Source organism: Sporosarcina sp. PTS2304 (assembly GCF_003351785.1).
GTDB lineage: Bacteria > Bacillota > Bacilli > Bacillales_A > Planococcaceae > Sporosarcina.
The window spans coordinates 558,318-578,576 of the sequence record NZ_CP031230.1 but is presented as its reverse complement, the minus strand read 5'-3'; the positions used below and the strand labels follow the sequence as shown (position 1 = coordinate 578,576).

Here is a 20,259-nt window from a genome sequence, read left to right as displayed (position 1 = left end):
TAAACAAATACGACTTACTTACAGAATAAAATGTGACAAATCTTTGTTCTTTACAATTCCATCTAATTTCTCATCTACATATGCAGGTGTAATCTTTATAGAAGCTGGTCCAATATCAGCCGCTTCAAAGGAAAGATCTTCCAATAGTTTTTCGAGAATTGTATGCAATCTTCTAGCACCAATATTTTCTGTTTCATTATTCACTTCATAAGCAATTTGCGCAAGTTTACTAATCGCCTCTTCTGTAAACTCAATTTCTACTTCTTCCGTTGCAAGTAATCGTTCATATTGTTTTAATAATGAAAAATCCGGCTCTAGCAGTATGCGCTCAAAATCGCTTTTTGTCAATTTGTCCAACTCTACGCGTATCGGAAATCTTCCTTGCAGCTCTGGTATAATGTCAGACGGTTTGGACATATGGAAAGCTCCAGCAGCAATAAAAAGAATATAGTCGGTTTTCACAGCTCCATACTTCGTCGTGACAGTAGAACCTTCAACTATTGGCAGTATGTCACGCTGGACACCTTCTCTCGACACTTCTCCGGAAGATTTTTGATTACTACTGGCAATTTTGTCCATCTCATCTAAAAAGATGATACCCGCCTGTTCAGTCATCTCTATCCCTCTACGGGCCACTTCTTCTTGATCGATCAGCTGATCCGCTTCTTCAGCCTCTAACACTTTTCTAGCATCTTTTACTTTCATACGTCGTTGAACTGTTTTTTTCGGCATTAGTGAAGAAAGTGCATCTTGCATGCCAGACATATTTTCCATACCCGATCCTTGAAATGCGTCGAACAATGACGGTTGTTGCGCTGTTACTTCAATAGTTACCATCCGCTCTTCAATTTGTCCGGCTTTTAGTTGCATGGCAATTTCTGATCGTTTTCTTCTGATTTCCGTTAAGTCTTCAGGCGTTTCTTCTTGCGTCTGCGCTTTTTGACCAAAAAACATTTCAAACGGATTTTGCCCACTATTTTGCTTTTTAGCTTCCGGCACCAGCAACTTCACTAGGCGTTCTTCTGCTAATTTTTGCGCTTGGTCTTTTACAGATTCTCTCATGTCTTCTTTAACCATGCGCACACCGACCTCTGTCAAATCACGTATCATTGACTCTACATCTCGACCTACGTAACCTACTTCTGTAAATTTCGTGGCTTCGACTTTAACAAAAGGCGCGTGAATTAATTTGGCGATACGTCTAGCGATTTCAGTTTTTCCTACACCGGTCGGTCCGATCATTAAAATATTTTTCGGAATTACTTCGTCTTGTTCTTCATCAGTTAGCTGCATGCGTCTGTAACGATTTCGCATTGCAACCGCTACAGCCTTCTTCGCTTTCTCCTGCCCAATAATATAACGATCCAAATGGGCAGTAAGCGCCTTTGGAGTCATTTCTTGTTTCATCATCAATCAGAGCACCTCCACAATAATTTCATGGTTGGTATATACACAAATATCTGCCGCTGTCTCCAATGAAGCTCTAGCGATTTCCTCAGCTGTTAATCCGTTGCTATGCTTTTTTAATGCTCTGCCTGCTGCTAAAGCGTAATTGCCGCCCGAACCAATGGCCAAAATGCCATCATCCGGCTCAATAACTTCTCCAGTTCCTGATACTAACAATAACGTTTTTTGATCCATTACGAGCAGCATAGCTTCTAGCTTTCGCAGTATTCGATCTCCACGCCATTCTTTAGCAAGTTCTACAGAAGCCCTTTGGAGATTCCCATCATACTCCATCAGTTTCGCTTCAAATAAATCAAACAATGTAAAAGCATCTGCTACCGAGCCAGCAAAACCAGCAAGTACTTTTCCATTAAATAGTCTACGGACTTTTTTCGCTGTATGTTTCATAACGACTGTATTTCCCATCGTCACTTGCCCATCACCGGACATGGCACACTTTCCTTCATGATGAATGGCAAAAATCGTTGTAGCATGAAATTCCATCATCTTACCTCCTATGCACGAGGGTGCGTTTGTAAATACGTTTGACGCAAATGTTCATTTGTAATGTGAGTATACACTTGTGTGGACGACAAATGACTGTGACCGAGCAATTCTTGCACGGAACGAAGATCTGCACCAGCTCCTAGTAAATGCGTTGCAAATGTATGTCTAATCATATGAGGTGTGATTTTTGCATGTAGCGCTGCTTTCTCCATCAAATCATTTAAAACATATCTAACTCCACGATCAGTCAGTGGATCCCCACGTAAATTAACAAACAGACTCGCATGTTGTTTTTGCTTCATTAACTTTGGACGACTACATTCCATATACTCTTGTAGCGCTTCTTCCGCAAAGCTGCCAAATGGCACAAAACGTTCTTTTCTACCTTTACCCATCACTTTCACAATACCTAAGTAAAAATCTACGTCTTGGATTTCTATAGCGACTAATTCGCCTACTCGAATTCCCGTAGCATACAGTAATTCAAGTAATGCTCTATCACGCAATGAACGAAAGTCATCACCCATCGTCACGTCAAAAAGTTTTTCTAGCTCCTGCTCATAAAAAAAGGCAGGTAAACGCTGCTCTTTTTTTGGATGAAACAGCAAACGGAACGCCTGATCTTCAATGGAATAGCGCGCATGTATAAATCTAAAGAATGAACGTATGGATGAAATTTTTCTGGAAATAGTAGTTCTCGCAAACTTACGATCATATAGTCGTGTGACATAAAGTCTAGCTACAGGATATTCTATATCTCTTACATCATCGATTCCTTCTTCTTCTAGAAACGCCAAAAACTCTTGAAGATCTTTTTCATACTCTTTTACAGTGTAGGATGAATAATTTTTCTCCAAGCGGATATAAGATACATATTCATCTGCCAATTCTTTTATTTCAGGTACCATTCGATCACCTCTTAACGAATTGTAAGCAATTGAATTTATTACCAAATATTCTAAAGATTCTTTAATGTATATAGTTTGGAATGTATAGTTTAGTCCAAATGTTCTCCATGACACACTATACAATAGCAAGGATTTTTGGGCAACTTTGAAAACTGATCCACGGTCAGTTATTCCCTAAAACTCTTCATTTGACACATGACGTTCAAATATTTTGCGGTCTTTTCTAATAATTTCTACTTCCCCTGTGTAATGTGACGTCTTTTTCGCATTTAAGTTTCTTCTAACATGAATAGAGGAGCTATATTATACATAATCAAACGATCAGCACATCTACTCATTCTATAATGAACCGATGACAGATGATTTGATTTCACAAAGAAAGAGGCTATCACAGAAAATCAGACGTTACTGACTTTCTGGACAACCCCATAGTTTGTGATTAAATTGTCGTCGATTCTTTAAACTCTTCCAACGCTTTCAATGCACGTTTCGCATGTTTTTCTGCACGATCTGCTTTTGTACGAATACGTTTACCTAGCTCTGGAAATAATCCGAAGTTTATATTCATTGGCTGGAAGTTTTTCGGATCTGCTTCCGTAATATAACGCGACATACTGCCAAGTGCAGTTTCTCTCGGGAAACGAATCGGGCGCCCGCCTTGAGCCAAATGTGCGGCGTTGATTCCAGCAATTAGACCAGACCCTGCAGATTCAACATATCCCTCTACACCTGTCATTTGTCCAGCAAAGAAAATAGTCGGTTGGGACTTTAACTGGTATGTGCAATTTAGCACTCTAGGAGAATTGATAAATGTATTCCGATGCATAACTCCGTAACGCACAATTTCTACATTTTCCAGTCCAGGAATCAATTGCAGGATTTCTTTTTGCGCTCCCCATTTTAAATGCGTTTGGAAACCGACCAGATTGTACAGTGAACCCGCTGCGTTATCCTGTCTTAACTGAATAACAGCCGTCGGTTCTTTTCCTGTCTTTGGATCTTCAAGGCCTACAGGCTTCAATGGACCAAATAACATCGTTTTCACTCCACGCTTTGCCATCACTTCAATTGGCATACACCCTTCAAAATACATTTCTTCTTCAAAGTCTTTTAATGGAGCGACTTCTGCCGATATGAGCGCTTGATAGAAACGCTCAAACTCTTCTTCATTCATCGGGCAATTTAAATAGGCTGCCTCACCTTTATCATAACGAGATTTTAAATAGACTTTATCCATATTGATTGAGTCACTTTCTACAATCGGAGCGGCAGCATCATAAAAATATAGATAATCTTCACCGGTTAGTTCGCGTATCTCATCCGCAAGGGCCGGTGAAGTTAAAGGACCTGAAGCGATAACTGTAATGCCATCGGGCAACTTTGTAACTTCTTCGTTAATCACTTCAATCTTCGGATGATTTCGGATTTGTTCCGTAACATTTGCTGCGAACTCATGACGGTCAACCGCTAACGCACCGCCAGCAGGAACTGCACAGCGGTCTGCCGATTGAATAATCAATGAATCTAACTGGCGCATTTCTTCTTTTATTACACCTACAGCATTCGTTAAGTTGTTAGCTCGTAAAGAGTTACTACACACTAACTCTGCAAATTTGTCTGTATGGTGCGCCGGGGTTTGCTTGACTGGGCGCATCTCGAATAATTTTACTTGAATCCCTCGATTCGCGAGTTGCCAAGCTGCTTCACTGCCTGCTAATCCAGCACCAATTACATTTACAGTTTGTGTCATTTCAAATACCTCTTTCTCGTTATGTTCAATTGCCTAGTTAGCCTTGTGGTTCTTCTTTATAGTCGCATTCTGTACATTGAATTTGGACACCTTTTTTCAATCGTTTCTCCACTAACGTCTGCTGACATTTCGGACATGGTCGAGAAATGGGCTTATCCCATGATACATAATCACATTCCGGGTATTGGTCACAACCAAAGAAGATTCTTTTCGTTTTACTTTTACGCTCGACTACTTCGCCTTCTTTACATTTCGGACATGTTACCCCGATAGGTTTAATGATTGCTTTCGTATTTCTGCAGTCTGGAAAATTTGAGCAAGCCATAAATTTTCCATATCGTCCCATTTTATAGACCATTGGAGATCCGCACTTTTCACAATCCTCACCAGCAGGCTCATCTTTAATTTCAATCTTTTCCATTTCCGCATCAGCAACTTCAACGTGCTTCTCAAAATCGCGATAAAAGGCATCAATCACTTTACGCCATTCAATACTACCTTCTTCTACGTGGTCGAGACTTTGTTCCATTTGTGCAGTGAACTCAATATCAATAACGTCAGGGAAATATTGATTCACTGCTTGGTGAACAATTCCGCCAAGTTCTGTGGGAATAAACCGCTTTGCATCCAGCGTAACATATCCACGCTTTTGAATGGTATCGAGTGTAGGCGCATACGTCGATGGACGGCCTATCCCTAATTCTTCAAGAGTTTTTACTAGTCTCGCTTCCGAATATCTTGGCGGTGGCTGTGTGAAATGTTGTTTCGGATCGATATTTGCATAGGTGATTTTTTCGCCTTCTTCAAGCGGCGGAAGAATATTTTCTTTCTCTTCTTGTTGATCGTCATCGCCTTCAATATATACTTTCATAAAGCCCGGAAATTTCACTTGAGAACCCGAAGCACGAAAGCGAATATCGCCATTCAAAAAATCAGCAGTCACAGTATCCAAAATCGCCGGCGACATTTGACTTGCTACAAAGCGTTCCCAAATCAACTTGTACAAACGATACTGGTCTCTTGATAAGAATCCCTTCATAGCATCGGGGGGCCGCATGGCTGAAGTCGGACGTACCGCTTCGTGTGCATCCTGTGTATTTGCCTTTGCTTTTGCTTTAGTCGTTACAGTAGAAATGAAGTCTTCTCCGTACATAGTTTGTATGAATGATTTCACTTCGTCTTTCGCTGTGTCAGAAATTCGGGTCGAGTCTGTACGCATATACGTTATTAAACCGACTGTCCCTTCTTTTCCAATCGCAATTCCTTCATATAATTGCTGTGCTAGCATCATGGTCTTTCTTGCACGGAAGTTCAATTTACGCGCTGCTTCTTGCTGAAGTGAAGATGTAGTGAAAGGAAGCGCAGGATTCCGCTTACGTTCTTTTTTCACTACTTTAACAACTTCAAATTCATCCGGTTCAAGTGCGTTTACGATTTTTTCTACTTGCTCTTGATTCGTCAGCTTTATTTTTTCTTTAGCATCGCCATAAAACGTGCCTTCAAATGTTTTTTTATCTTTTGTAAACTGTGTTGTAATACTCCAGTATTCTTCAGGTACAAATGCATTAATTTCGTTTTCACGATCAATAATCAAACGCAATGCAACTGATTGAACACGCCCTGCAGACAATCCTTTTTTTACTTTCTTCCAAAGAATCGGACTGATGTTGTAACCTACCAGTCTGTCTAAAATTCTTCTGGCTTGTTGAGCATCTACTAAATTCATATTAATAGGACGCGGATGTTTAAATGATTCTTTAATCGCATCTTTTGTAATTTCGTTGAATACTACGCGACAATCAGACTCAATATCCACACCCAGCTGATGTGATAGATGCCAAGCAATGGCTTCCCCTTCGCGATCCGGGTCAGCTGCGAGAAAGACTTTTTTCGCTTTTTTCGCTTCTTTTTTTAATTCTTGAAGAATTGGCCCTTTTCCCCGGATCGTAATATACTTCGGTTCATAATTATTTTCGGTATCTACTCCCATTTGACTGCGAGGTAAATCACGTAAATGTCCAAGTGAAGCACTTACTTTATACTTTTTCCCTAAGTATCGTTCAATCGTTTTCGCTTTAGCAGGTGATTCTACAATTACTAAGTAATCTGCCATATTATTCCCTCCTCAGAGAGATTTCTTTTTATTTATTCATCAAAAGAATATCTGTTGCAAAATGTATAACAGTTTTGCGGATATTGCAACCTTTTAAACATTTTGCATTCGGGAGGTTCATCAATTTACAGTAAAGAATCGAGTATTTGGAAGCCGCTCCATAATGGCTTAGCCCCTTCATCTATCAGCTTATTTGGGCCTGCTGATAAAGGCGAATCGATAGCACCCGGAACAGCGAAAATTTCTTTTCCGTGATCCAGTGCATGTTCAACTGTGCTCATCGTCCCACTGCGCTCAACTGACTCTGTAATGACGAGAGCATTTGACAGTCCGCTAATGATCCGATTACGCATAGGAAATGTCCATTTGGCCGGTGAAAAATACGGTGGATACTCTGTTATAAGCAAATGATTCTTCGCTATTTCCTGCGCGATTTTCATATTCTTTTTAGGATACATATGGGAAAATCCATGACCTAGCACGCCTATCGTTTCACCGCCAAAATCCATGGCTGCTTGATGTGCCATCGTGTCAGCACCTGCTGCCAAACCTGAGACAATCGGAATGTTTCGGTCAACAAGTGGGGGAACGATAAAATCTAATGCTTTTTTTGAATAATATGTCGCTTGACGTGAGCCGATAATTCCAACGCGTAATCTACTTCTCAATAACTTTTCATTTCCCATGCAGTAAATAACCGCAGGTGGATCATATAATTGTTTAAGTTCTTCGGGATAATTACGGTGAAATATAGTAATAGGAGAACAATTTACTTTCTCCAATAGTTCTACTAACGGAAGCCGTTCTATTTCTTTGTATCGTTCAGTAAATTGAACTGCTTTCTCTTTCGGTAAATTAAGCAATCGAGTCCAATATTCAGTAGAGTAGGTTTCTAATTTTTCCAACGCCGGGTTTTCTTCTATTAATACTTGAAAACGATGAAAAGGTACAGGATGAATATAATGTAGACTTAATAATTTTTTCTGTTGGATAGTAAATTGCATAGTAATCTCCTTTATTCGACACTACAAGCAGAGGACGAAAAAAGGTGTAGCAGAATTTCCCGCTACACCTTCTAGTTTACTTCGTTTTACATTTTTCGTATAGTCCTTTTTCCTTCAGAACAGTAATAAGTGTTTCCCCAATTACGGATGGTGTTTCTGCGACTCGGATATCTGCTGCTTCTAAAGATTTAATCTTTTCTGCTGCTGTACCTTTACCGCCCGAGATAATCGCACCTGCGTGCCCCATACGTTTACCTTCTGGAGCTGTCTGACCACCGATGAACCCTACAACCGGTTTTGTCATATGTTCTTTTACCCAATCTGCAGCTTCCTCTTCGGCAGTACCGCCAATTTCACCAATCATAACGACTGCATACGTTTCAGGATCCTCATTGAATTCCTTCAATACGTCGATGAAATTCGTACCATTAACAGGGTCTCCACCGATACCAACCGCAGTTGTCTGACCGATTCCCTCTTGCGTTAATTGATGAACCGCTTCGTATGTTAGCGTACCAGAACGCGAAACTACGCCGACATGACCTTTTGTGTGGATATAGCCAGGCATAATACCGATTTTCGTCTCATCCGCTGTAATAACACCCGGACAGTTCGGCCCGATTAAACGCGTCTTTTTTCCTTCCATATAACGCTTGACCTTAATCATATCAAGCACTGGAATATGCTCTGTAATACAAATAGTCATTTCAAGTTCTGCATCGACTGCTTCCATAATAGCATCGGCAGCATAAGGTGCTGGTACATAAATGATGGAAACGTTCGCATTAGTTGCTTTGACAGCTTCTTCAACAGTATCAAAAACTGGAACTCCCTCAACTGTTTGACCGCCTTTACCAGGTGTCACACCGCCGACTATTTTCGTACCATATTCCAACATTTGCTGTGTATGGAACAGGGCAGTGGAACCTGTAATTCCTTGTACAATGACTCTTGTATCTTTATCAACATAAATACTCATGTGTTGTACCTGCCTTTCTTATCCTATCAACTCAACGATTTTTTTCGCGCCTTCTGCCATAGAATCAGCCGATACAATATTGATACCGGATTGTTCAAGCAGTGCTTTCCCGCGTTCTACATTTGTACCTTCCAGACGTACAACGAGTGGCACTTGAAGTTCAACTTCTTTAGCCGCTTCGATGACCCCTTCAGCGATAACGTCACATTTCATAATTCCACCGAAAATATTGACGAATATGCCTTTTACTTTCGGGTCAGACAAAATGATTTTGAAAGCGCCGGCAACTTTTTCTTTCTTTGCGCCGCCCCCAACGTCAAGGAAGTTAGCGGGTTCTCCGCCATAGTAATGAATGGTATCCATAGTAGCCATCGCAAGACCTGCACCATTGACCATACAACCGATATTTCCGTCTAATGAAATATAACTTAAATCAAAAGTAGATGCTTCGATTTCTTTCGGATCTTCTTCATCAAAGTCACGTAATTCAACAATATCTTTATGACGGAATATTGCATTATCATCAAAATTAAACTTTGCATCCAAAGCCAATACACGCTGATCTTTTGTCACAACTAAAGGGTTAATTTCGACAATTGACGCGTCTTTATCACTGAATACTTTATATAAACCTAAAAATAAACTTACAGCTTTATTAATTAAATTGCTTGGTATTTCCATATTAAATGCCATACGACGGGCTTGGAAAGGAGCCAATCCAACGACTGGATCGATCACTTCATAGAAGATTTTTTCCGGATTTTTTTCCGCTACTTCTTCAATTTCCACTCCACCTTCAGCTGATCCCATTAATGTTACACGATCAGTTGCACGGTCAACGACAAGTCCAATATAGAACTCTTTTTCAATGTCAATTCCTTCTTCGACGAGAAGTCTTTTCACTTCTTGTCCTTCTGGTCCCGTTTGATGCGTTACCAGTTGTTTACCGATCAATTCAGCTGCAACAGCGCGTACTTCATCAAGATTTTTAACAATCTTCACTCCGCCAGCTTTTCCTCGACCACCCGCATGAATTTGCGCCTTTACCACTACCGGTAAAGTACCAATTTCTTTGGCAACCGCCACGGCATCCTTTGGTGAGAATGCAACACGGCCTTTCGAAACAGCAACACCGTACTCTCTCAGAAGCTGCTTCCCTTGATATTCATGGATGTTCATAAGTACTGCCTCCATTCGATTTACAATTGCTTGATACTCAACTACTTTATTATTGTAATCAAACCGTCACACATTGTCCAAGAATGACTATTGCATAATAAATTTTTTTATATTCCAATTATTTATTCATTTATTTTGTCTTTCTTTATCCAGTCGGTAAATATAAGCAAATACTTCAGAAACAGCTTGGTATAACTCTTCCGGTATGGACTCGTTGACATTTAATTGACCAAGCAATTCCACTAAGCTTGGATCTTCCTGTATCGGGATATTATGCTCCTCCGCACGCTCCAAAATAGTTTCGGCGATTTTTCCTTTCCCTTTTGCAATCACTTTCGGAGCATCGGAAACTTCCGGTTCATAAGATAATGCTACAGCTTCTTTTCGTTTATAGCGTTCTTCCTTCATATTCTGTAATCCACTCCTCCCTCATCAGTATGCGGTATATTTACCGGTTTTACAGTTTGCTGTGACTCTGTAAAAGGCTTGAATGTAATACCGGATAATTTATATCCGATACGCTCCAATCCTTCTTTAAGCAGTGGTTGAAGTGAAAGTCCGGACGTCCGTAAAGAAGGCTGCTCATTAAAAATTGTTAAATTAACTACTTTATTTTGTACATGCATATCCACCATAGTTGTCTTCAATGATTCCAAATCCAAATAAAATATTATCCTCGCAAACGCTGGATCGATTTGGCCGTTTTCTTTCATCCGTCCATTCCATTGTAAGGTGGCATCTATTTTCTTGCCGAAAAGCTCAACGGGTAATTGCATAATAATCTGTTGCTGAATGCTTGTGTCTGCGGTCTGAATTATCGTACCGTTCATACGCAAAACCATCGTTTCTGTCGCTTCACGTAATTGGGGTGACAGAGTAGAATCTTGTAATAATGCGAGTAACTGCGGTTTCAACGTGTTAGCCAAGTTAGTCAATTCGGGTTCTTTGCTGTTTAACAACGCTTCATAATTCAAGCCTAATGTACTTACTATACTTTGCATAGCTTCTTTCATAACCGGTCCATTCATCGCTTGTGAAAGTTGTACTTCAGCGGCTTGAATCATTTGCTTTATTTCCGGAGCAGTAGATTTTTCTGCAATTTGAAGTAGTGTCCGCATAGCATCTTCTACTCGTTCCGGTGGAAGTGAAAGAAGTGACGGAATTACTTGTTGCATTTCCTTTGGGACTTGGATAGTAGAAGCCGTACTTGTAGATGTCTCTTGAGCGCTCACCTGTTGCAGAAGCGTTTGGCTGAACTGTTCGATAAATGCGGCTTTTACACTTTCACTCGGTAGCTGCTGACTAAATTGCTGCACTATTGGCTGTAAAGCATTTTTAATTAATTCCGGTACTGTCGGTTGATTTAGCTGTTGTGTTAAATTGTGAGTGATTTCTTTCATCGCAGAACCATTTGTTACGGACGTTTGATTCAGTTGACTGAGCGTATTTTGAATCGTCTGTACCACCGCCATTGTCGGATTAGATTGTATAGGTAGTTGAGTGGTTGCATTGATTTGACTCGCTGTCTGGTTGAGCGATGATTGGCTTGTCGATACAGGTGTTGCAGATGACTGTTCTGACATAGCAAACACTTGATTGAACTGCTGTATGAAAGCACTTTTTGAAGACTCGGTTACCGGTTGGTTGGTAAATTGCGCCAACAAGGTTTGTAGTGTGTTCTTCACTGATGCCGGCACTGTTGAATTCGTCAGTTGTTGCGCTAGGTTTTGAATGACTGTCTGTACTGTCGATTGATTCGTTGCCGGAGTTTGATTTACTTGTTGCACTAGATTCTGTAGCGCTTTAGGCATAGATTGATCCGTCATTGCAGATGAGACGACTGTCATAGGCAGTGTGGATACTTTTTCAGCGCCTGTCTGGGTGACTAATTGTGCAAGTATTTGTGGTAAATTAGCTAAAGATGCGCGAGGCGGAAGGATATTTGCACTCTTTACTAACTGCAATGCAGCAAATCGATCCGCTTTACTCGCTTGTGGATCTACTAACTTTGAAATACTTTGATGGAGTAACTCTTTTCCAACTGATTGACTGACAGGATTTGCGAGTGCCTGTAACGTTTGAAGCAGCTGGCCACGTACAGCAGGCGGAAGGTTTGGTTCTTGTAGAATCGCTGCTTGTAATGTCGTGAGTTGTTGTGTAATGGTTCCCGTTTGTGCTTGCAACAATGACTGAAATACTACTGGTGTGAAAGGCAGTCGTGCTTCAGCGATTTTACTAATCACTGCAAATGCATTTGATTTCATATTTTCTGGAACAGACTTTAATAGATTGGCTGCTTCAAGTAAATTCTCTCTTGTCATTGGAATCTTTTGCTTAATGACCATTGCGAGCAATTCCTTCATCTCGGGTGTCTTAGGCAAATTCATCGATTCCATGAGCTTTGATAATTGTACCGCTTGCCCTTCTGTACTCTTTATAGGACCCGAAATCACTTGTAACTTCAATTCCGGCTCTGTACCGTTGACTTTAAAATAGTAATGATCACCCGCTTGTAATGGAACCTCTAGCTTGGCATGCAGTTGTTGGTTGCCCACTTGGACTTGCGCCATTTGACCAGGAAATAGTTGCTGCACTTTCCCATGAATCATTTGGCCTTCTTTTAGCGTAAGTGGCTGGGCTTCTGCGGAAGATGTTTTTGCGGATGAAATAGATAAAGGACCCATATTCATTGTCGATCCCTCCACATCGTTTTAATAGGTTCAAACGTTTTTCTGTGATGCTGACAAAAACCGTGTATTTTTAATCCTTCTAAGTGTTGCGGTGTTCCATATCCTGCGTTTACGTTAAATCCGTACCAAGGAAACTGTTCATGTAACTCATCCATTAATTCGTCTCGTGTAGTTTTGGCTAGTATGGAAGCTGCAGCGATAGCTAAGCTTTTTTCATCTCCCTTAATTATTGAGTAGGAGGAACTGTTTACAGTTATATTCATCGCATCAGCTAATACAACGTCCGGTTTGACTGCAAGCGCGTCTGTAGCCTCTTCCATAGAGCGTTTTGTAGCCTGATAGATATTTAGTTCATCGATCGCTTCCGCCGGTTGTACGTGAACTGAGTACGCTATAGCCTGTTCCTTAATTACATGCGCAAAAAACTGTCTTTGTTCTTTTGATAGTTTTTTTGAATCATCTACCCCTACTAAGTCCATGCACTCTTCAGGTAAAATCACTGCGGCTGTAACGACCGGCCCCGCTAACGGACCTCTTCCCGCTTCATCTATTCCTGCAACTAAACAGCTCAGAGTCCGCTTATACGATTGATCAAAAGCCTGCTTTTGTCTATACGCTTCAAGTAGTTGTTGTTTTTTTTCATATTTCTTTCGCCATTGAGTAATTGCGAGTTGTACACCTTTTCGTTCATCGATTCCTAGTTCTTCTAGCCACTCGTTCGGTTCTTGCAATTGCTGTAATTTATTTTTAATGTCCTGTATAGTTGTCAATTTTATTCACCTGTCCATCTCGCTAAAGTGTTGTCTATGTATTATATCGGTTTATAATTATTTTTTTCGATAAAAAAGCAACGGTTCAAGGATATCTATCCTAAACCGTCGCTTTCTAATTTTATCATTCTTCGGGAAAGTCGAATGTCAACTTACCTACTTGTTGCTCACGTATGTCCCGGACGATCAATTCAGCTACTTTATCATAATCAATTTCGCCGCCGGTACTATACACTTTTCGACGTTCACCGATTTTATTAAAGATCGATAGAATATCCTCATCTATTGTTTTCATTTGATAGCGCTGTTCCAAACGCTCTGGATAGTGTTGTTCCAGAAAGCGTAAACCGTAGAGAGCCAACTCTTCCATATTTAAGATAGAATCTTTTATTGCTCCCGTTAAGGCTAGTTTGAAACCTACTTCTTGATCTTCAAATTTCGGCCAAAGTACACCAGGTGTATCTAATAATTCAAGTTCTTTACCGTACTTGATCCATTGCTGAGCCTTGGTCACACCAGGTTTATTTCCTGTCTGTGCAATATTCTTTTTAGCAAGCCGGTTGATCAATGTAGATTTTCCGACGTTGGGAATGCCGACTATCATCGCACGAATGGCGCCTGGACGAATTCCGCGTTGTTTCATACGGTCAAACTTTGGCTGCAATATTTCTTTTGCCGCTTTTGTGACTGTTTGCAACCCAACACCTTCGAATGAATTGATCGCCACTGTACGAAAACCACGTGCTTCGAAATAGCTGATCCAGCGCTTTGTTTGCACCTCGTCAGCTAAATCCATCTTATTCAATATTAATAGGCGCGGCTTTTGCTGAATCACTTCGTCAATCATCGGGTTACGTGATGATAAAGGAAGTCTGGCATCTATTAATTCAAACACAATATCAACTAATTTCAGCTTTTCCGATACTTCTCTTCTTGCCTTCGCCATATGACCGGGAAACCAGTGAATTGCCATATCTATTGTCTCCTCTCGTTACTTTACGAAACCGATATCTTTGATCGGCCAAAATATAACACTCGTGCTTCCGATCACTTCATCGATTTCAACAGGGCCGATATGTCGAGAGTCTTTACTTTTCCGACGATTATCCCCCATCACAAATATGCTGTTTTCAGGTACTACATTAGAGTCCGTCTGCAGTATGTCATGTAACGTAAAATCTTCTGTTAATGTTCCTTCTTGAATTTCTGCTTTGTATTGATCTAAGTATGGTTCTTCATACGGCTTGTCGTTTATATAAAGAACATCGTCTTTATATTCTACAGTGTCGCCTGGTAATCCTATGACACGCTTTATATAATCTTTCTGTTCAGGTGCATGGAATACAACGATATCAAAACGCTCTGGTTCTCCAATCGTGTAACCTATCTTATTGACAATCATACGATCCCCATGCTCAAGTGTCGGCATCATGGAAATTCCATCTACGACAATCGGGGTAAATAAAAATACACGGATAATTGCGGCCAATCCAAATGCGATCAAAAGTGCTTTAATCCATTCAAGACCTTCACTTTTTGTTTTTTTCTCTTCCATCAATCCAGCCTCCTGCCTTGTCTGTTATTATTGTACAGCCAATTAGCTTTATGAGCAAAAAGAAAGGAGGCCAAATGTGCGGCCTCCCTTCGTTTTGTGCATATCTGATTAGCGGAGTTCTTTAATACGTGCTGCTTTACCACGTAGCTTACGTAGGTAGTACAACTTCGCACGACGAACTTTACCGCGACGAGTTACTTCAATTTTAGCAAGCTTTGGTGTGTGTACAGGGAATGTACGCTCTACTCCAACACCGTTTGAAATTTTACGGACAGTGAACGTTTCACTGATGCCGCCGCCTTGGCGTTTAATAACAACACCTTCGAATAACTGGATACGCTCACGTGTACCCTCGATAATCTTCACGTGCAAACGAAGCGTGTCGCCTGGACGGAATGAAGGGTGCTCAGTACGTAACTGATCTTTTGTAATGTCTGCAATTAATTTTTGCATGTTTTTCTCTCCTTCTTTTCTGAAGTTCTTGCACGAGTTGCATTTGCAGCGGAACAGCAGTAAAATAGGCGCCTTTAAAAAGCGCTTACCAAATCATATCACAGGCCAAGTAACGAATCAAGCAAATTCAGTCTCTTTTTTGTTTCCATTGTTCATATAGAATTTGCTGATGTTCTGTTAAAGGTGCATCTTTTAACAACTCCGGACGCCGCTCTGCTGTACGCTTAAAAGCTTGCTCTTGTCTCCACTTGGCAATCTCCGCATGATTGCCTGATAACAGCACTGCAGGCACTTCTAAGCCGTTGAATGAAGAAGGGCGTGTATATTGTGGATGTTCTAGAAGACCCGTTGAAAATGAGTCGTGGACAGCCGATTGGTCGTTCCCGAGTACGTCGGGCAATAAACGCACTACACTATCAATAATCGCCATCGACGCAATCTCTCCACCAGTCAAAACAAAATCTCCCAAAGAAATTTCATCTGTTACTAAATGTTCTCGAATTCGTTCATCATAACCTTCATAATGTCCGCAAATTAATATGAGATGTTGTTCTTTTGAAAGTTCTTCCGCTTTCTTCTGTGTGAAGCGCTGTCCTTGGGGGCACATTAAAATTACACGGGGCTTAGCTTCAGTCGAATTCGTCAGTGCATCCACTGCACGGAAGAGAGGTTCAGGCTGCAATACCATACCTGCACCACCACCGTACGGATAATCATCGACTTTTTTATGTTTGTTCATGGAGTATTCACGAAAGTTCGTTACGCGGAAAGAAGCCGCCTCTTGCTCTTGCGCTTTTTTCATAATAGAAGAATGAAGCACCCCTTCAAACATTTCCGGAAACAATGTCAGTACATCAATCTGCATCATGACAGCAGGCCGTCCATCAGTTCAATTGTAATGACCTTCTCTTCTATATCAATTTCTTTCACTACGTCTTCGATATAAGGGATATAATGCGGTTTACCTTCTGCCGGTGTCACTGTCCAAACGTCATTAGCGCCTGTTTCCATAATTTCAGACACTGTACCAATTTCTTCACCAGTTTCCGTTAATACACGGCACCCGATAATTTCATGATAATAATATTCATGTTCGTCAAGCTCTGTCAATTCTTTCTCAGATACTTTAATGATGCCATCACGTAATTTCTCTACGTCATTAATATTCGGATACCCTTCAAATGTTAATAGATTAAAATTTTTATGTTTACGATGGCTAGCAACTGTAACGTAAATAGGTGTTTTACTTTTGGGCATGAAAATCGCAAGTTTGCTTCCTATTGAAAAGCGCTCATCTGGAAAGTCTGTCGTAGCCATCACTCGGACTTCTCCTCTGATCCCATGCGTATTAACAATCTTCCCCACATTATACCATTCCATTCTATCGCCTCCGTTTAAAACTTTTTATCTTTATACGTGTTATGTTTGCTTAATAAACCATTTATACGTGCAAAAAAGGAAGGAACCGGGGCTCCTTCCTTTTGGATCAATCCAAGATATCTAGATACACTTTTTTGCCGTGGTGGCTGCCTGCTGCTGAATAAACAATCGTACGGATCGCCTTTGCCACACGACCTTGCTTTCCGATCACTTTTCCCATATCCTCCGCATGAACTGATAACTGATAAACCACTCGTTGAGATTGTTCTTCAGCTACCACTTTGACGTCGTCTGGGTAATCGACTAACGGCTTTACAATTGTTTCAATCAGCTGCTTCATGTCCACCCCTCCAAATTATTTGCTGTATTTAGCGTTATGGAATTTTTCCATGATTCCCTGTTCTGAGAACAAGTTACGTACTGTGTCAGAAGGCTTCGCGCCATCTTGCAACCATTTTAAAGCCAATGCTTCATCAATGTTTACTGTTGCTGGTTTTGTTAGTGGGTTGTAAGTTCCTACTGTTTCGATTTGACGGCCGTCACGTGGTGCACGTGCATCAGCTACTACAATACGATAAAAAGGAGATTTCTTAGCTCCCATACGTTTTAGACGAATTTTAACTGCCATTATTATCTACACCTCCGAATAGTTTCACACAAGATAGTATATTACCAAGGTTTTATTTGTTTGTAAAGTGTTTTTTCTTAACACCTTAAAAATTATTTAAAAAACGAATCTAAACCTGGCATTTTCCCCTTCTTTTTACCCTTTTGTTGCATACTGGTCATTTGTTTAACCATTTTTTTCATTTCTTCAAACTGCTTCAACAGTCTATTCACTTCTTGAATAGATGTACCAGATCCTACAGCAATTCGTTTTTTCCGACTGGCATTAATGATGTCAGGATTTTCGCGTTCAGCACGCGTCATCGAATAAATGACTGCCTCTACGCGCCCCATTTGACTCTCATCTACTTTTGCACTGTCGAGTCCTTTAATTTTATTGGCACCAGGCATCATTTTTAAAATTTCATCCAACGGCCCCATTTTCTTCACTTGTTGCATTTGATCTAAAAAGTCTTCCAGCGTAAAGCTTTGTGTACGTAATTTCTGCTCGAGCTCTTTCGCTTTTTCTTCATCCACGTTTTCCTGCGCTTTCTCTATTAACGACATGACATCGCCCATACCGAGAATTCGTGAAGCCATACGCTCCGGATGGAATGGTTCAAGTGCATCCATTTTTTCACCCATACCGACAAACTTAATAGGTTTTTCGGTGACGGAACGAATAGACAGCGCGGCTCCCCCACGCGTGTCTCCGTCTAACTTCGTTAAAATCACGCCGGTGATTTCAATTGTTTCATTAAAGTTTTTGGCAACATTCACAGCATCTTGACCCGTCATTGCATCAACAACGAGGAAGACTTCATCAGGTTTTGTGAGTTCACGAATATCTTTTAACTCTTGCATTAAAACTTCATCCACATGTAAACGTCCGGCAGTATCAATGATTACTACGTCGTTATGCTCACGTTCAGCTTCCTCCATCGCGCGGCGTGCAATTTCCACGGGAGAGTGATCAGTGCCCATAGAAAATACAGGGACAGTAATTTGTTTTCCTAACGTTTCAAGTTGCTGGATTGCTGCTGGACGATAAATATCAGCTGCTACAAGTAGAGGTTTTTTATTGTGCTTTTTCCGCAGTACAGTAGCTAGTTTTCCCGTAGTTGTCGTTTTACCGGCACCTTGTAAACCTACCATCATAATAACTGTTGGCGATTTACGAGCAAATTGAATCGGATTTTGTTCCCCGCCCATTAAATTCGTCAATTCATCTTTAACGATTTTTACTACTTGTTGTCCTGGCGTCAAACTCTTCATAACGTCTTGACCGACCGAGCGTTCACTGACGGTTTTAACAAATTCTTTCACTACTTTTAAGTTAACGTCTGCTTCAATTAGTGCAAAGCGCACTTCCCGCATCATTTCTTTGACGTCAGCTTCATTGATTTTACCTTTGCCTGTAATTTTGTTTAAAGTCCCTTGCAGGCGTTCAGCTAATCCTTCAAATGCCATAGACAATCTCTCCTATTCAAAATCTTTCAAGGTATGTAAAAGTTCCTGAACCTTAGCGGAAGAAGGGTCGTTTACCGGCAAAATATGCTGCAATTGCTCCACGACTTCGAGACGCTTCTCATGCTTTTCAAAAAGGTTGAGTTTTTTCTCGTAATCTTCTAACATCGCTTCTGTTCTCTTCACATTATCATACACTGCCTGTCTCGAAACGCTATATTGCTCTGCGATTTCACCGAGAGAAAGATCATCCAAATAATATAATTGCATATATAATCGCTGTTTGTCTGTTAACAATGATTGATAAAAATCAAAGAGGAAGTTCACTCTTGTCGTTTTTTCAAGCATGATTACAACCTCCTCTTTCCATTATTTCATACTACCCTCGGTACGTCCGCCTGTCAAGTATATTTACTTGTCTTATTCCTCAGTTTGTTCTGAAGTTTGATCTTCTTCAAGATCTTCCATTTCCAAACCATCTGCAAATAAACCATACACATACTTTTCTGGATCAAATGGTTGTAAATCATCAATTCCTTCACCTAAACCGACGAATTTCACTGGAATGTCTAGCTTACTACGAATTGCAAGAACAATGCCACCTTTGGCTGTACCGTCTAGTTTAGTCAAGACAATTCCTGTAACGTTTGTTGCTTCATTGAATGTTTGAGCTTGTATCAATGCATTTTGACCCGTCGTCGCATCTAGCGCCAATAACACTTCATGAGGAGCGCCTTCCACTTCACGACCAATGACACGGTGAACTTTTTCAAGCTCATTCATTAAGTTCACTTTATTTTGCAGACGTCCGGCAGTATCACATATTAACACATCGACATTGCGTTTCTTCGCTGCTTTTACTGCATCAAAAATAACTGCAGCCGGATCTGAGCCTTCCGCCTGACGAACGACTTCCACTCCAGTCCGCTCTCCCCAGACAACTAGCTGATCAATCGCACCGGCGCGGAATGTATCACCGGCAGCTAACATGACAGACTTGCCCTCTTTTTGTAAGCGAGAAGCTAATTTACCAATCGTCGTTGTTTTACCTACACCATTGACACCTACCATTAAGATTACATTCAAACGTCCTTCTTCAATAGCTAACTCATTAGTTACTTCTTCGCCCGCATTATATATCTCTACAAGCTTTTCAGATATTAACGTTTGCATACCTGTCGTATCTTTAATATTTTTTCGTTTCACTTCATCTTTCAGTAAGTCAATTAATTCCATAACCGTGTCAAAACCGACGTCAGCCTGCAAAAGCACTTCTTCTAATTCTTCGAAGAACTCTTCATCTACTACTCGAAATTTTGAGACTAAATCATTCACTTTTGAAGTAAATGATTCCCGTGTTTTCGTGAGACCATCTTTAAACTTCTCTGTGACCGCCTCGTTTGTTCCTGTAATTTTATCTTTCAGCTTTTTAAAAAAAGACATGTATTCCAC

At 40.7% G+C, this 20,259-nt stretch carries 21 protein-coding genes; all 21 read right to left on the bottom strand.

Annotation, left to right across the window (positions count from 1 at the left end):
* Positions 1-18 precede the first annotated feature (18 nt).
* Entirely contained in the window at positions 19-1,410 is a 1,392-nt protein-coding gene (hslU, locus tag DV702_RS02545) for an ATP-dependent protease ATPase subunit HslU (RefSeq protein ID WP_114925810.1), read from the bottom strand.
* Between the two features lie 3 nt (positions 1,411-1,413).
* Entirely contained in the window at positions 1,414-1,953 is a 540-nt protein-coding gene (hslV, locus tag DV702_RS02540; RefSeq protein WP_114923314.1) for an ATP-dependent protease subunit HslV, read from the bottom strand.
* 8 nt (positions 1,954-1,961) lie between these two features.
* Positions 1,962-2,861 (bottom strand): tyrosine recombinase XerC, encoded by a 900-nt coding sequence (gene xerC / locus DV702_RS02535; protein ID WP_114923313.1) that lies wholly within the window; start codon positions 2,859-2,861, stop codon positions 1,962-1,964.
* A 439-nt stretch (positions 2,862-3,300) separates the two neighbouring features.
* The gene (gene trmFO / locus DV702_RS02530; protein ID WP_114923312.1) at positions 3,301-4,611 is read right to left on the bottom strand and encodes an FADH(2)-oxidizing methylenetetrahydrofolate--tRNA-(uracil(54)-C(5))-methyltransferase TrmFO; all 1,311 of its coding nucleotides are present in this window, start codon (positions 4,609-4,611) and stop codon (positions 3,301-3,303) included.
* A gap of 37 nt (positions 4,612-4,648) precedes the next feature.
* Positions 4,649-6,724, bottom strand: a complete 2,076-nt coding sequence (gene topA / locus DV702_RS02525) for a type I DNA topoisomerase (protein WP_114923311.1) — start codon at positions 6,722-6,724, stop codon at positions 4,649-4,651.
* A 125-nt stretch (positions 6,725-6,849) separates the two neighbouring features.
* Positions 6,850-7,728 (bottom strand): DNA-processing protein DprA, encoded by an 879-nt coding sequence (dprA, locus tag DV702_RS02520; RefSeq protein ID WP_205407207.1) that lies wholly within the window; start codon positions 7,726-7,728, stop codon positions 6,850-6,852.
* 76 nt (positions 7,729-7,804) lie between these two features.
* On the bottom strand, positions 7,805-8,707 hold the full coding sequence (gene sucD, locus DV702_RS02515) for a succinate--CoA ligase subunit alpha (protein WP_114923309.1): 903 nt from the start codon (positions 8,705-8,707) through the stop codon (positions 7,805-7,807).
* Positions 8,708-8,725: 18 nt separating this feature from the next.
* Entirely contained in the window at positions 8,726-9,886 is a 1,161-nt protein-coding gene (gene sucC, locus DV702_RS02510) for an ADP-forming succinate--CoA ligase subunit beta (RefSeq protein ID WP_114923308.1), read from the bottom strand.
* Positions 9,887-10,012: 126 nt separating this feature from the next.
* Positions 10,013-10,294: an EscU/YscU/HrcU family type III secretion system export apparatus switch protein gene (locus DV702_RS02505; protein ID WP_114923307.1), complete on the bottom strand. Its 282-nt coding sequence runs from the start codon at positions 10,292-10,294 to the stop codon at positions 10,013-10,015.
* The gene (locus DV702_RS02500) at positions 10,291-12,576 is read right to left on the bottom strand and encodes a hypothetical protein (RefSeq protein ID WP_114923306.1); all 2,286 of its coding nucleotides are present in this window, start codon (positions 12,574-12,576) and stop codon (positions 10,291-10,293) included. Before DV702_RS02500 ends, DV702_RS02505 begins: the two co-directional genes overlap by 4 nt.
* Positions 12,573-13,346, bottom strand: coding sequence for a ribonuclease HII (locus DV702_RS02495; protein WP_114923305.1), 774 nt, complete (start codon positions 13,344-13,346; stop codon positions 12,573-12,575). Before DV702_RS02495 ends, DV702_RS02500 begins: the two co-directional genes overlap by 4 nt.
* 124 nt (positions 13,347-13,470) lie before the next feature.
* Complete coding sequence (ylqF, locus tag DV702_RS02490) at positions 13,471-14,319, bottom strand: ribosome biogenesis GTPase YlqF (RefSeq protein WP_114923304.1); 849 nt, start codon at positions 14,317-14,319, stop codon at positions 13,471-13,473.
* Positions 14,320-14,337: 18 nt separating this feature from the next.
* The gene (gene lepB / locus DV702_RS02485; RefSeq protein WP_114923303.1) at positions 14,338-14,901 is read right to left on the bottom strand and encodes a signal peptidase I; all 564 of its coding nucleotides are present in this window, start codon (positions 14,899-14,901) and stop codon (positions 14,338-14,340) included.
* Between the two features lie 108 nt (positions 14,902-15,009).
* Positions 15,010-15,354, bottom strand: coding sequence for a 50S ribosomal protein L19 (gene rplS / locus DV702_RS02480; RefSeq protein WP_114923302.1), 345 nt, complete (start codon positions 15,352-15,354; stop codon positions 15,010-15,012).
* A 127-nt stretch (positions 15,355-15,481) separates the two neighbouring features.
* The gene (gene trmD / locus DV702_RS02475) at positions 15,482-16,219 is read right to left on the bottom strand and encodes a tRNA (guanosine(37)-N1)-methyltransferase TrmD (protein ID WP_114925809.1); all 738 of its coding nucleotides are present in this window, start codon (positions 16,217-16,219) and stop codon (positions 15,482-15,484) included.
* Positions 16,219-16,734: a ribosome maturation factor RimM gene (gene rimM / locus DV702_RS02470; RefSeq protein WP_114923301.1), complete on the bottom strand. Its 516-nt coding sequence runs from the start codon at positions 16,732-16,734 to the stop codon at positions 16,219-16,221. The genes trmD and rimM overlap by 1 nt, the downstream gene beginning before the upstream one ends.
* Before the next feature lie 106 nt (positions 16,735-16,840).
* Positions 16,841-17,074: a KH domain-containing protein gene (locus DV702_RS02465; protein ID WP_114923300.1), complete on the bottom strand. Its 234-nt coding sequence runs from the start codon at positions 17,072-17,074 to the stop codon at positions 16,841-16,843.
* Positions 17,075-17,089: 15 nt separating this feature from the next.
* Positions 17,090-17,362 carry a 30S ribosomal protein S16 gene (rpsP, locus tag DV702_RS02460; RefSeq protein WP_099687138.1) on the bottom strand — a complete coding sequence of 91 codons (273 nt, stop codon included), beginning with the start codon at positions 17,360-17,362 and terminating at the stop codon, positions 17,090-17,092.
* A 92-nt stretch (positions 17,363-17,454) separates the two neighbouring features.
* Complete coding sequence (ffh, locus tag DV702_RS02455; protein WP_114923299.1) at positions 17,455-18,810, bottom strand: signal recognition particle protein; 1,356 nt, start codon at positions 18,808-18,810, stop codon at positions 17,455-17,457.
* 12 nt (positions 18,811-18,822) lie between these two features.
* Positions 18,823-19,155 (bottom strand): putative DNA-binding protein, encoded by a 333-nt coding sequence (locus tag DV702_RS02450; RefSeq protein WP_205407206.1) that lies wholly within the window; start codon positions 19,153-19,155, stop codon positions 18,823-18,825.
* A gap of 72 nt (positions 19,156-19,227) precedes the next feature.
* Positions 19,228-20,250, bottom strand: coding sequence for a signal recognition particle-docking protein FtsY (gene ftsY / locus DV702_RS02445; protein WP_114923297.1), 1,023 nt, complete (start codon positions 20,248-20,250; stop codon positions 19,228-19,230).
* Positions 20,251-20,259 lie beyond the last annotated feature (9 nt).

What these genes read in the sequence shown, in the direction of transcription:
- DV702_RS02450 (WP_205407206.1), bottom strand. Translation starts at nt 19,155, where the DNA reads ATGCTTGAAAAAACGACAAGAGTGAACTTCCTCTTTGATTTTTATCAA.
- hslV (WP_114923314.1), bottom strand. Translation starts at nt 1,953, where the DNA reads ATGATGGAATTTCATGCTACAACGATTTTTGCCATTCATCATGAAGGA.
- ffh (WP_114923299.1), bottom strand. Translation starts at nt 18,810, where the DNA reads ATGGCATTTGAAGGATTAGCTGAACGCCTGCAAGGGACTTTAAACAAA.
- topA (WP_114923311.1), bottom strand. Translation starts at nt 6,724, where the DNA reads ATGGCAGATTACTTAGTAATTGTAGAATCACCTGCTAAAGCGAAAACG.
- rpsP (WP_099687138.1), bottom strand. Translation starts at nt 17,362, where the DNA reads ATGGCAGTTAAAATTCGTCTAAAACGTATGGGAGCTAAGAAATCTCCT.
- hslU (WP_114925810.1), bottom strand. Translation starts at nt 1,410, where the DNA reads ATGATGAAACAAGAAATGACTCCAAAGGCGCTTACTGCCCATTTGGAT.
- lepB (WP_114923303.1), bottom strand. Translation starts at nt 14,901, where the DNA reads ATGGAAGAGAAAAAAACAAAAAGTGAAGGTCTTGAATGGATTAAAGCA.
- DV702_RS02505 (WP_114923307.1), bottom strand. Translation starts at nt 10,294, where the DNA reads ATGAAGGAAGAACGCTATAAACGAAAAGAAGCTGTAGCATTATCTTAT.
- ftsY (WP_114923297.1), bottom strand. Translation starts at nt 20,250, where the DNA reads ATGTCTTTTTTTAAAAAGCTGAAAGATAAAATTACAGGAACAAACGAG.
- DV702_RS02500 (WP_114923306.1), bottom strand. Translation starts at nt 12,576, where the DNA reads ATGAATATGGGTCCTTTATCTATTTCATCCGCAAAAACATCTTCCGCA.
- sucC (WP_114923308.1), bottom strand. Translation starts at nt 9,886, where the DNA reads ATGAACATCCATGAATATCAAGGGAAGCAGCTTCTGAGAGAGTACGGT.
- trmD (WP_114925809.1), bottom strand. Translation starts at nt 16,219, where the DNA reads ATGCAGATTGATGTACTGACATTGTTTCCGGAAATGTTTGAAGGGGTG.
- xerC (WP_114923313.1), bottom strand. Translation starts at nt 2,861, where the DNA reads ATGGTACCTGAAATAAAAGAATTGGCAGATGAATATGTATCTTATATC.
- dprA (WP_205407207.1), bottom strand. Translation starts at nt 7,728, where the DNA reads ATGCAATTTACTATCCAACAGAAAAAATTATTAAGTCTACATTATATT.
- rimM (WP_114923301.1), bottom strand. Translation starts at nt 16,734, where the DNA reads ATGGAATGGTATAATGTGGGGAAGATTGTTAATACGCATGGGATCAGA.
- rplS (WP_114923302.1), bottom strand. Translation starts at nt 15,354, where the DNA reads ATGCAAAAATTAATTGCAGACATTACAAAAGATCAGTTACGTACTGAG.
- ylqF (WP_114923304.1), bottom strand. Translation starts at nt 14,319, where the DNA reads ATGGCAATTCACTGGTTTCCCGGTCATATGGCGAAGGCAAGAAGAGAA.
- sucD (WP_114923309.1), bottom strand. Translation starts at nt 8,707, where the DNA reads ATGAGTATTTATGTTGATAAAGATACAAGAGTCATTGTACAAGGAATT.
- DV702_RS02465 (WP_114923300.1), bottom strand. Translation starts at nt 17,074, where the DNA reads ATGAAGCAGCTGATTGAAACAATTGTAAAGCCGTTAGTCGATTACCCA.
- trmFO (WP_114923312.1), bottom strand. Translation starts at nt 4,611, where the DNA reads ATGACACAAACTGTAAATGTAATTGGTGCTGGATTAGCAGGCAGTGAA.